9 protein-coding genes and 2 rRNA genes are annotated in these 11,552 nt (G+C 46.3%); 3 read left to right on the forward strand and 8 right to left on the reverse strand.

Features of this window, described 5'->3' with window-relative positions; genetic code table 11:
* Positions 1-12: 12 nt before the first annotated feature.
* The 3 genes from B7E06_RS15350 to B7E06_RS15360 form a co-directional block, all read right to left on the reverse strand.
* Positions 13-2,937, reverse strand: a 23S ribosomal RNA gene (locus B7E06_RS15350).
* 166 nt (positions 2,938-3,103) lie between these two features.
* Positions 3,104-4,670: ribosomal RNA gene (locus B7E06_RS15355) — 16S ribosomal RNA — on the reverse strand.
* Together the 16S and 23S rRNA genes form the textbook arrangement of a ribosomal RNA operon.
* 333 nt (positions 4,671-5,003) lie before the next feature.
* A complete protein-coding gene (locus B7E06_RS15360) occupies positions 5,004-5,876 on the reverse strand; it encodes a nucleotidyltransferase-like protein (RefSeq protein ID WP_082234816.1) in 873 nt (290 codons plus the stop codon).
* 132 nt (positions 5,877-6,008) lie between these two features.
* Here B7E06_RS15360 and B7E06_RS15365 point away from each other — a divergent pair, with 132 nt between their 5' ends.
* Positions 6,009-6,401: a YgzB family protein gene (locus B7E06_RS15365; protein ID WP_082234817.1), complete on the forward strand. Its 393-nt coding sequence runs from the start codon at positions 6,009-6,011 to the stop codon at positions 6,399-6,401.
* A gap of 60 nt (positions 6,402-6,461) precedes the next feature.
* On the opposite strand, the gene perR is transcribed toward B7E06_RS15365, so the two are convergent.
* The 5 genes from perR to B7E06_RS15390 all read right to left on the reverse strand — a co-directional run bounded on the left by perR (position 6,462) and on the right by B7E06_RS15390 (position 9,601).
* Complete coding sequence (perR, locus tag B7E06_RS15370; protein ID WP_082234818.1) at positions 6,462-6,905, reverse strand: peroxide-responsive transcriptional repressor PerR; 444 nt, start codon at positions 6,903-6,905, stop codon at positions 6,462-6,464.
* A gap of 110 nt (positions 6,906-7,015) precedes the next feature.
* Positions 7,016-7,570 (reverse strand): cob(I)yrinic acid a,c-diamide adenosyltransferase, encoded by a 555-nt coding sequence (locus B7E06_RS15375; protein WP_082234819.1) that lies wholly within the window; start codon positions 7,568-7,570, stop codon positions 7,016-7,018.
* 5 nt (positions 7,571-7,575) lie between these two features.
* On the reverse strand, positions 7,576-8,526 hold the full coding sequence (locus B7E06_RS15380) for a D-2-hydroxyacid dehydrogenase (RefSeq protein ID WP_082234820.1): 951 nt from the start codon (positions 8,524-8,526) through the stop codon (positions 7,576-7,578).
* A 131-nt stretch (positions 8,527-8,657) separates the two neighbouring features.
* Positions 8,658-9,128 (reverse strand): thioredoxin-dependent thiol peroxidase, encoded by a 471-nt coding sequence (gene bcp / locus B7E06_RS15385; protein WP_082234821.1) that lies wholly within the window; start codon positions 9,126-9,128, stop codon positions 8,658-8,660.
* A 71-nt stretch (positions 9,129-9,199) separates the two neighbouring features.
* Entirely contained in the window at positions 9,200-9,601 is a 402-nt protein-coding gene (locus tag B7E06_RS15390) for an ion channel (RefSeq protein ID WP_082234822.1), read from the reverse strand.
* A gap of 175 nt (positions 9,602-9,776) precedes the next feature.
* Between B7E06_RS15390 and B7E06_RS15395 the strand changes: the two genes are divergently transcribed.
* A complete protein-coding gene (locus tag B7E06_RS15395; RefSeq protein ID WP_082234823.1) occupies positions 9,777-11,072 on the forward strand; it encodes a glutamate-1-semialdehyde 2,1-aminomutase in 1,296 nt (431 codons plus the stop codon).
* Between the two features lie 117 nt (positions 11,073-11,189).
* Positions 11,190-11,552 (forward strand): aromatic acid exporter family protein (locus B7E06_RS15400; RefSeq protein WP_179134065.1); only part of this gene is annotated, 363 nt, incomplete at its 3' end.

Here is an 11,552-nt window from a genome sequence, read left to right on the forward strand (position 1 = left end):
ACGAAAGAATTAAAAGATAAGTCATCGATTGATTAGTATCTGTCAGCTCCACGTGTCACCACGCGTCCACTTCAGACCTATCGACCTCATCGTCTCTGAGGAATCTTACTAACTTATAGTTAGGGGAAATCTCATCTCAAGGGGGGCTTCATGCTTAGATGCTTTCAGCACTTATCCCGTCCACACGTAGCTACCCAGCGATGCTCCTGGCGGAACAACTGGTACACCAGCGGTGTGTCCATCCCGGTCCTCTCGTACTAAGGACAGCTCCTTTCAGATTTCCAACGCCCACGACGGATAGGGACCGAACTGTCTCACGACGTTCTGAACCCAGCTCGCGTACCGCTTTAATGGGCGAACAGCCCAACCCTTGGGACCGACTACAGCCCCAGGATGCGATGAGCCGACATCGAGGTGCCAAACCTCCCCGTCGATGTGGACTCTTGGGGGAGATAAGCCTGTTATCCCCGGGGTAGCTTTTATCCGTTGAGCGACGGCCCTTCCATACGGTACCGCCGGATCACTAAGCCCGACTTTCGTCCCTGCTCGACTTGTAGGTCTCGCAGTCAAGCTCCCTTGTGCCTTTACACTCTGCGAATGATTTCCAACCATTCTGAGGGAACCTTTGGGCGCCTCCGTTACTCTTTGGGAGGCGACCGCCCCAGTCAAACTGCCCACCTGACACTGTCTCCGGACCGGATCACGGTCCTGGGTTAGAATGTCCGTACAGCCAGGGTGGTATCCCACCAGCGCCTCCACCGAAGCTAGCGCTCCGGCTTCTCAGGCTCCCACCTATCCTGTACAAGCTGTACCAACATTCAATATCAGGCTACAGTAAAGCTCCACGGGGTCTTTCCGTCCTGTCGCGGGTAATGCGCATCTTCACGCATAGTATAATTTCACCGGGTCTCTCGTTGAGACAGTGCCCAAGTCGTTGCACCTTTCGTGCGGGTCGGAACTTACCCGACAAGGAATTTCGCTACCTTAGGACCGTTATAGTTACGGCCGCCGTTTACTGGGGCTTCGGTTCAACGCTTCGCCTTACGGCTAACGCATCCCCTTAACCTTCCAGCACCGGGCAGGTGTCAGCCCCTATACTTCGCCTTACGGCTTCGCAGAGACCTGTGTTTTTGGTAAACAGTCGCTTGGGCCTTTTCACTGCGGCTCCTCGGCAGAGGAGCACCCCTTCTCCCGAAGTTACGGGGTCATTTTGCCGAGTTCCTTAACGAGAGTTCTCCCGCTCACCTTAGGATTCTCTCCTCGCCTACCTGTGTTGGTTTGCGGTACGGGCGCCATCCTTCCTCGCTAGAGGCTTTTCTTGGCAGTGTGAAATCCGGAGCTTCGGTACTCAATTTCCCTCCCCATCACAGCTCGACGTTGCCGGACGGATTTTCCTATTCCGACCGTCTTGCTGCTTGGACGCACGCTTCCAATGGTGCGCTCTCCTTATCCTCCTGCGTCCCCCCATCACTCAAATGGAAGGAAGGCGGTACAGGAATATCCACCTGTTGTCCATCGCCTACGCCTTTCGGCCTCGGCTTAGGTCCCGACTAACCCTGAGAGGACGAGCCTTCCTCAGGAAACCTTAGGCTTTCGGTGAAAGAGATTCTCACTCTTTTTTCGCTACTCATACCGGCATTCTCACTTCTAAGCGCTCCACCAGTCCTTACGGTCTGACTTCACAGCCCTTAGAACGCTCTCCTACCATTGATCCATCCGGATCAATCCGCAGCTTCGGTGGTGTGTTTAGCCCCGGTATATTTTCGGCGCGGAGTCACTCGACCAGTGAGCTATTACGCACTCTTTGAATGGTGGCTGCTTCTAAGCCAACATCCTGGTTGTCTAAGCAACTCCACATCCTTTTCCACTTAACACACACTTAGGGACCTTAGCTGGCGGTCTGGGCTGTTTCCCTCTCGACCATGAACCTTATCACCCATGGTCTGACTCCCAGAACAAAGTCTCTGGCATTCGGAGTTTGACTGAATTCGGTAACCCGGTAGGGGCCCCTCGTCCAATCAGTGCTCTACCTCCAGGACTTTCTATTCTGAGGCTAGCCCTAAAGCTATTTCGGAGAGAACCAGCTATCTCCGTGTTCGATTGGCATTTCACCCCTACCCACACCTCATCCCCGCAATTTTCAACTTGCGTGGGTTCGGGCCTCCAGTCAGTGTTACCTGACCTTCACCCTGGACATGGGTAGATCACACGGTTTCGGGTCTACGACCGCATACTATATTCGCCCTATTCAGACTCGCTTTCGCTGCGGCTCCGCTTCTCATCAGCTTAACCTTGCATACGGTCGTAACTCGCCGGTTCATTCTACAAAAGGCACGCCGTCACCCATCAATGGGCTCCGACTACTTGTAGGCACACGGTTTCAGGATCTCTTTCACTCCCCTTCCGGGGTGCTTTTCACCTTTCCCTCACGGTACTGGTTCGCTATCGGTCACTAGGGAGTATTTAGCCTTGGGAGATGGTCCTCCCGGATTCCGACGGAATTCCTCGTGTTCCGCCGTACTCAGGATCCACTCCGGAGAAGAAAGGATGTCGATTACGGGGCTGTTACCCTCTCTGGCGGATCTTTCCAGATCGCTTCGTCTATCCTCTCTCTTTGTAACTCCAAAGGAGTGTCCTACAACCCCAGAAAGCAAGCTTTCTGGTTTGGGCTGATTCCGTTTCGCTCGCCGCTACTTGGGAAATCGCATTTGCTTTCTCTTCCTCCGGGTAATGAGATGTTTCAGTTCCCCGGGTCTGCCGTCCAACGCCTATGTATTCAGCGAAGGATGCTGTTCCATTACGAACAGCGGGTTTCCCCATTCGGAAATCCTGGGATCCAAGCTTACTTACAGCTCCCCCAGGCATATCGGTGTTAGTCCCGTCCTTCATCGGCTCCTAGTGCCAAGGCATCCACCGTGCGCCCTTATTCACTTAACTTTCATCTTCGTGAAAAGACTTTTTCTTACGTTGGTTTGATGTCTTGTCATATCTTATCCAGTTTTCAAGGTTCACAAGTTTGAGAGTTTGATCTCTCAAAACTGAACAACCAATCCAGTACGTTTTCCGAAGGAAACGGCGCAAACGCCGCTCCTTATATCCTTAGAAAGGAGGTGATCCAGCCGCACCTTCCGATACGGCTACCTTGTTACGACTTCACCCCAATCATTGGCCCCACCTTCGGCGGCTGGCTCCATAAAGGTTACCTCACCGACTTCGGGTGTTGCCAACTCTCGTGGTGTGACGGGCGGTGTGTACAAGGCCCGGGAACGTATTCACCGCGGCATTCTGATCCGCGATTACTAGCGATTCCGGCTTCATGCAGGCGAGTTGCAGCCTGCAATCCGAACTGAGAATGGTTTTATGGGATTTGCTACACCTCGCGGCTTCGCTGCCCTTTGTACCATCCATTGTAGCACGTGTGTAGCCCAGGTCATAAGGGGCATGATGATTTGACGTCATCCCCGCCTTCCTCCGGTTTGTCACCGGCAGTCACCTTAGAGTGCCCAACTGAATGCTGGCAACTAAGATTAGGGGTTGCGCTCGTTGCGGGACTTAACCCAACATCTCACGACACGAGCTGACGACAACCATGCACCACCTGTCACTTGGTCCCCGAAGGGAAGACCCTATCTCTAGGGCGGTCCAAGGATGTCAAGACCTGGTAAGGTTCTTCGCGTTGCTTCGAATTAAACCACATGCTCCACCGCTTGTGCGGGCCCCCGTCAATTCCTTTGAGTTTCAGCCTTGCGGCCGTACTCCCCAGGCGGAGTGCTTAATGCGTTAACTTCAGCACTAAGGGGTGGAAGCCCCCTAACACCTAGCACTCATCGTTTACGGCGTGGACTACCAGGGTATCTAATCCTGTTTGCTACCCACGCTTTCGCACCTCAGCGTCAGAAACAGACCAGAGAGTCGCCTTCGCCACTGGTGTTCCTCCACATATCTACGCATTTCACCGCTACACGTGGAATTCCACTCTCCTCTTCTGTCCTCAAGTTCCCCAGTTTCCAATGACCCTCCACGGTTGAGCCGTGGGCTTTCACATCAGACTTAAGGAACCGCCTGCGCGCGCTTTACGCCCAATAATTCCGGACAACGCTTGCCCCCTACGTATTACCGCGGCTGCTGGCACGTAGTTAGCCGGGGCTTTCTCGTGAGGTACCGTCAAGGTACCGCTCTATTCGCACGGTACTTGTTCTTCCCTCACAACAGAACTTTACGATCCGAAAACCTTCATCGTTCACGCGGCGTTGCTCCGTCAGACTTTCGTCCATTGCGGAAGATTCCCTACTGCTGCCTCCCGTAGGAGTCTGGGCCGTGTCTCAGTCCCAGTGTGGCCGATCACCCTCTCAGGTCGGCTACGCATCGTCGCCTTGGTGAGCCGTTACCTCACCAACTAGCTAATGCGCCGCGGGCCCATCTGTAAGTGATAGCCAAAGGCCATCTTTTACTCTTTCCTCATGAGAGAGAAGAGGTTATCCGGCATTAGCCCCGGTTTCCCGGGGTTATTCCGGTCTTACAGGCAGGTTGCCCACGTGTTACTCACCCGTCCGCCGCTCATTCCACTAACGTCACCCCCGAAGGGGATCGGTTAGCTTCCTGCGCTCGACTTGCATGTATTAGGCACGCCGCCAGCGTTCGTCCTGAGCCAGGATCAAACTCTCCAAAAAGTAGTTTGACTTGCTCATTTGCACACCGAATGTGCTTCTTAAAAAATTCGATCTATATAATATAGAAAGAAATGTTTTGACGTACTGGTTGGTTCGTTCAGTTTTCAAAGATCAAATATTGTTCCGCCTAAAAACAGCGACTCAATTAATATATCACGATAGTTTGTTTTAGTCAACAACTTTTTTCGTTTTTTTAATTGAGTAATGGGCCGCTCTTGATGCGACGCTTATTAATATACCACGGGTTAAAACAGATCGTCAATAGATTTTTCAAATAAAATACCCTTTCTTTTAAAAAACGAAGAAAGGGACAGATTACTGCTATTATCTTTTCTATATATTGGCCAGCTTATACATACGATGATAAATAAATGCCCCTTTAGTATCCTGCAGCATAACTTCCACTAATTCTTTCTCTACTAAGTATTCGATCATAGAGGATAAATCAAGGGCATATTCCTGAATTTCAGGATGTGTCTTTAACTCTGCAAACGACCAGGACTCTTTTCGTTCTCCCATTAAATCAAGCAGGTGTTTAGCACTGGAGGCTGCACGGATACTGATCGCATGCTCAACAGCTAAGGTCATGAGCTGAACTCTCTTTTCAGTTGTTTCCTTACTCATTATCAGCTCTTCATATAGCTTATAAACTTCGGGTTCTATTTTTTTCACTTGATTCCATACCGTGACTTCCGGGTGAAATCCTTTTTCAATAATCGCTAACCTGGCTAAATAATGAAGGGAATGAACCATTCGGCTGAATGCGTCCAAGTGCTGCCCTGCTTCGAACAAATCTTTTGATTCGGTATAGCTGCGAATTAATTTAGCAAACTCTATGGCCTTCTTTAAATCGCGTGTAGGTGTGGGAAATGTTCTAAGCTCTTCCTTTAGATCGCTGACGTAATCGTTTCGCTCAAATACAATCGCTCCATTAATAACCCACTCTACCGCTCTGCGGTAAGAACTCGTCTCAATCCAATGCTGCAGCTGTTTTTCCGAAACGACATGCATAGCTGCTGACTTATTTTCGAATTCATAATGTTTCACATACCAAGGATCTTCAGCCTGCTTAACTATAATGAATAAAATGACATCAAAATTATCAGTTACCGGACTAATCGGTTTTATTTTCTCTATAATTAGAATTCCAAGCGTATTTGCCTGACTGGCCCGTTCCTGATATATAGGCCTCAGTAGATCTTCCATTGTAGTTCCCCCATCTGTTATTCGCTTCAATACTGTAATTCGATATAATCTTTTAAAATCCTTTTTTCAATTATATTTTTACCACAAAAAATGCTATACTTACGTGTGTAAGCTTCATAGGAGGGAATATGTTTGGAAATACAATATAAGAGCAAGATCAATAAAATTCGTTCCTTCGCATTCTGGCTGATTTTTCTTGGAATCGGTGTCATGTACATCGGTCTTTTATTTAAAGATACAGCCTGGGCTATGGCATTATTTATGATTCTTGGAATGGGTTTTGTAGGATTAAGTACAGTTGTTTATTTCTGGATCGGCATGTTATCCACGAAAACTATTCAGATTATTTGCCCTTCGTGTGAAAAACCCACTAAAATGCTTGGCCGGGTAGATGCTTGCATGCACTGTAAACAGCCTTTAACACTTGATAAGACACTTGAAGGCGAAGAATTTGATGAAAAGTACAACTCTAAGCGCTATCAAAAACAAGAAGCGAAGCAGAGCACAAAAAAAGGCCTTAGCTGAACGAGCAGCAGGCCTTTTTCTATGGAAAAAAATAAAAACAGAAAGCTTTCCGCTTCCTGTTTAATGAGCAGCATTTAATTTACATTGTGAGCATGTTCCGTATACTTCCATGCGATGATGACTAACAGTAAATCCAGTCACCTGCTCAGCTAATGATTCCACTTCATTTAAGCTTGGATAGTGAAAATCTACAATCTTGCCGCATGATTCACAAATCGCATGATAATGCTCTGTCGTATTGCAATCAAAACGGCTGGAAGAATCACCGTAAGTGAGTTCCCTGACTAACCCAATATCTTTAAAGACACGCAGGTTATTATAAACCGTGGCTACGCTCATGTTAGGAAACTTACTTTCCAGTGCCTTGTAAATATCATCAGCTGTCGGGTGTGTCATTGCATTTAGTAGGTATTCAAGCACCGCATGACGCTGTGGTGTAATCCGAACCCCAGAATCTTTTAACGTATCTATGGCTTCTTGAAGTCGATGATCTGACACCGCCATGCACCTCGCTTTCCTATAAACTAATCTTTGATTTAGAATATTATTAAATTAGAATCCTTATAATTAGTTTAACCTGTATTTAAAGAAATTGTCAATCCTCTACCAAAGACTTATACATCAGGATGCAGGGGCCATTCTTCACCACCGAGCTGATGGTTAACATATCGGGCAGCGACAAATAGTAAATCTGACAAGCGGTTTAAATAAGAAATGACAAGCGGGTTCACTTCCCCCTCCAGTGTGACCGCACACCGTTCGGCTCTCCTGACAATAGTTCGTGCCATATGGAAACCTGCTGAAGCTTTATGACCGGTTGGGAGGATAAAGTTTTTCAGCGGCGTTAAGTTCTCATCCCACTGATCAATAAAACCTTCCATTTCATCAATGTGCTCTTTTTTCAGCTGCCAGGCTACATCTTTACCTTTAGGTGTAGCTAATTCCGCTCCAACGTGAAATAAAATCGTCTGGATTTTCTGCATGGCTAAAAGGAAAGCTTCCTTTCCTTCCCAGTCTTCCTTTAGTACATGACTTAAGGCCACTCCAATAGAAGAGTTTGCTTCGTCACAAGTCCCATATGCTTCCACCCTGATATCATTTTTAGGTACTCGCGTTCCATAAATTAATGACGTCTCGCCTTTATCTCCAGACCTTGTGTAAATTCTCATCTTTTCTAATACCCCCTTTTTGGATCAATAACGTTTTCCAAGCTTTCGTTTGAAAAATAAGCCTTTAAGTTCCTTTCAAAGACTTCAAAGGCCCGCGGTAAATATTGCGGGGAAATACCTGATATGTGAGGTGTAACCGTAATTCTTTCCTCGTCCCAAAACGGATGATCTTCTGGAAGAGGCTCCTGTTCAAATACATCGAGTACGGCATGGGCAATTTTTTCTTCTCTTACAGCTTCCAGAACAACCTCCGTTTTCACCAAATCCCCACGGCCCATATTCAAAAATACGGCATGCTCCGGCATTTTATGAAAATGGTCTTTTTCCATCATAAACTGTGTTTCAAGCGTACTAGGAAGAACGGCCACACAATAATCTGCGGACTTCAAAGCATCATCCATATCTTCGACTTTAAACACCTTTTCAAAATATGGCTGATCACTTCCTGATCTTGATACACCGATAGTGTTCATCCGGAAGCTTTGGGCAAGTCTGGCTGTTTCCTGAGCAATTGCACCGGTTCCCAAGCAGACAAGTGTCTTCCCATTAATTTCAGTCATCGGAACCCGCCGATCCCATTTATGATTATGCTCCCGCTCCCAAAGTTTTTTCGCATTACGCGACACTTGAAGCAGCATTGAAATGGCATATTCGGCCATCGGTTTCGCATGGATCCCCCTCACATTTGTGACGAGTATATTTCTTTCTTCTATTTTCTTAAAAGGCATCCTGTCCATCCCTGCGGACAGAACCATGATCCAGCGTAGGTTAGCCGCTTTTTCGATGCGCTCGTTATTTAAATCCTCTCCATATGTAAGAAACACATCGGCTTTTTCCAAGTGCTGCTCCGCTTCTTTAATTCCATGGCAGAAATTAAAGTCAACAGACTCAAAGTTTTTTCGCAGCCTTTCTTTTATATCTTCAGGTACACGCTTAATTGCTGAGAGTATATACATGTGCTCCCCCCTATTCATTTTCTTTTATTATGGGTGGAAGCCTCACTAAATGGCAAGGCGAAATCCTTAGTGAGCTATTCCCTAAAAAAATAAATAAAAAACCGCGGCAGGATGTTTACCGCGGATCAAACTTAAGATAAGTTTTCTCGAATATATTCCAAGGCTGATTCTACATGTCCATCTACTTTTACTTTACGGTAATCTTCTGCAAGGTTTCCATTCTTATCAATTATAAAAGTGGAACGTTCAATACCGTAATATTCCTTCCCGAAGTTTTTCTTAAGTTTCCAAACATCATATTCTTCAGCTACTTTGTGATCTTCGTCTGCCAGGAGAAGGAATGGCAGATCATGCTTATTTATAAATTTCTCATGGCTTTCCACCGGGTCAGGGCTGACTCCCAGAATGACAGCATCCAGGTCTTCAAAGCTTTCATGATGATCACGGAAGTCACACGCTTCTGTCGTGCATCCCGGTGTCATATCTTTCGGATAAAAATAGAGGACAACATTCTTCCCTTGATAATCGGAAAGCTTTACGGTTTCTCCATTATTGGCTTTTAGTTCAAATTCTGGTGCTTTCTTTCCTACTTCTACTGTCATACTAAAAATCCCTCCTAAATAAGTATCTAACCTCTAGGTTACCTTATCTAAAAGGAAACTTCCAATAGCAGCTATTTAGAACTCTGCCACACTTTGGCAACAAGAGCTGCCGGGATCGTGTAGCCGATCACAGCTTCAGCGAGAGCAATCCAGCGGCCAATCCCTATAGGCATCATGTCTCCGTAGCCTACTGTAAAAAGGGTCACCCCGCTAAAATATATTCCTCTTTCCACTTCTTGAAACCATGTAGAAGATTCATGATAGAGTGTTCTTGCAAATACTTCAATTCCCTGCATCGAAAGTGTGGCAAAAATGAGGCCAAAACCGATCATTACAACCGTATAAAGAAGAACAAGCGTTATAAAAATCTGATATGAAAACATGTGGTGATCAATCTCTAAAGAAGTAAACAGCTGTCTTATACTTCCTATTATTAAAGCGATTATAATAAATGCCGCCGAAAGACTTATCATAGTAAGCACGCCCTTTTTCAAAAGTAGACAGGCATCTATTTCTTTTTATGCGGCTGTATCATGATTTATTCTTTTCCTCATCTCGGCACCAGTGATTAAAAGAGAGTTTGATAGTCCCTCGTACCGTCAAAATGCTACAATAAGAGTTGAATGTTTGTTTAGGAGGAATTTTGCATTGAATTTTTCACAGTCTGAAATACTATATGATGAAGCACAAAAACATATCGTAGGTGGGGTGAATTCCCCTTCCAGAGCCTATAAGGGTGTCGGCGGCGGCACACCAGTTTATATGGAAAGAGGAAAAGGAGCTTATTTCTACGATGTGGATGGACAGAAATATATTGATTATCTAGGGGCTTACGGACCGATCATCACCGGTCACGCCCATCCCCACATTACAGAAGCTATTACGAAAGCAGCTCAAAATGGTGTTCTGTATGGAACACCGACATCCCTTGAGAATCGCTTTGCGAAAATGCTGAAAGATGCAATTCCTTCACTTGATAAAGTGAGATTTGTTAATTCCGGTACAGAAGCAGTTATGACAACAATCCGTGTCGCCCGGGCCTATACAGGAAGAAATAAAATCATTAAATTTGCCGGCTGTTATCACGGCCATTCAGATTTAGTTCTCGTTGCGGCAGGTTCTGGTCCTTCCACTTTAGGTACGCCTGACTCTGCGGGGGTCCCAGCATCCATTGCTCAGGATGTCATTACTGTGCCATTTAACGACATTGAACCTTTTAAAGAAGCACTTCGCCGCTATGGCGATGAGATTGCCGGAGTCCTCGTTGAACCTATTGTCGGCAACTTCGGGATCGTTGAACCGAAAGAAGGTTTTCTCCAGCAGGTGAATGACTTAGCTCACGAAGCCGGAGCCCTCGTCATTTATGATGAAGTTATTACTGCCTTCAGGTTCACTTACGGAAGTGCTCAACAGCTGCTTGGAATTGAACCCGATATGACGGCTATGGGCAAAATAATAGGCGGCGGCCTGCCAATAGGAGCTTACGGCGGGCGTGCGGACATTATGGAGCAAGTGGCTCCCCTCGGACCTGCCTATCAAGCCGGAACTATGGCTGGTAACCCCGCCTCTATGTCTGCAGGCATTGCCTGTCTGGAAGTCTTGCAGAAGGAAGGCGTTTATGATGAGATGGACCGGCTTGGCGCAATGCTTGAAGAAGGCATTCTAAATTCGGCTGAAAAGCATGAAGTAGCCGTAACTGTTAACCGCCTTAAAGGGGCTTTAACCGTATATTTCACAGATGAGAAAGTGGAAAATTACGAACAGGCTGAGAATACAAACGGCGAACAATTCGCAAGCTTCTTTAAGCTCATGCTCAACCAGGGAATTAATCTGGCTCCTTCTAAATATGAAGCCTGGTTCCTGACCACCGCCCATTCTAAAGAAGATATTGTCCAGACTCTGGAAGCCGTTGATCAATCTTTCAAAGAACTATCCAAAAAATAATTAAAATAGGAAATCCTCAGCTATTGACCAGGCTGAGGATTTTTAGAAATAAAAACGGAAAAAATAAGGAAAGCAGGAACTAAGACAAGAATTTATTGTTAAAAAGGATGATTTGTTATGAAACTTGGTGCCCGGATGATGAAAACGGGACTTGCCGCAGCCGTTGCTCTCTACATAGCAAGTCTGTTTGGATTTTTCAGCCCGCTTCTGGCCGCAATTGCCGCCGTCTTTTCCATTCAACCTTCTATTTATAGGTCTTACCAATCAATCGTGGAGCAAATTCAAGGAAATCTAATCGGAGCTGTCATTGCTGTCATTGCTGTTTTCACCTTAGGGAATGACCCTTTTATCGTCGCTTTAGCCATTATCATTGTTATCGGTGTCACAATGAATTTAAAAATGAACGAAAACACAATTTCGCTGGCGGCCGTTGCTGTCATTGCGTTGATGGACTCCACAGACCAGACCTTTATCCATTTC

The sequence above is a fragment of the Halobacillus massiliensis genome (assembly GCF_900166625.1).
GTDB lineage: Bacteria > Bacillota > Bacilli > Bacillales > Halobacillaceae > Halobacillus_A > Halobacillus_A massiliensis.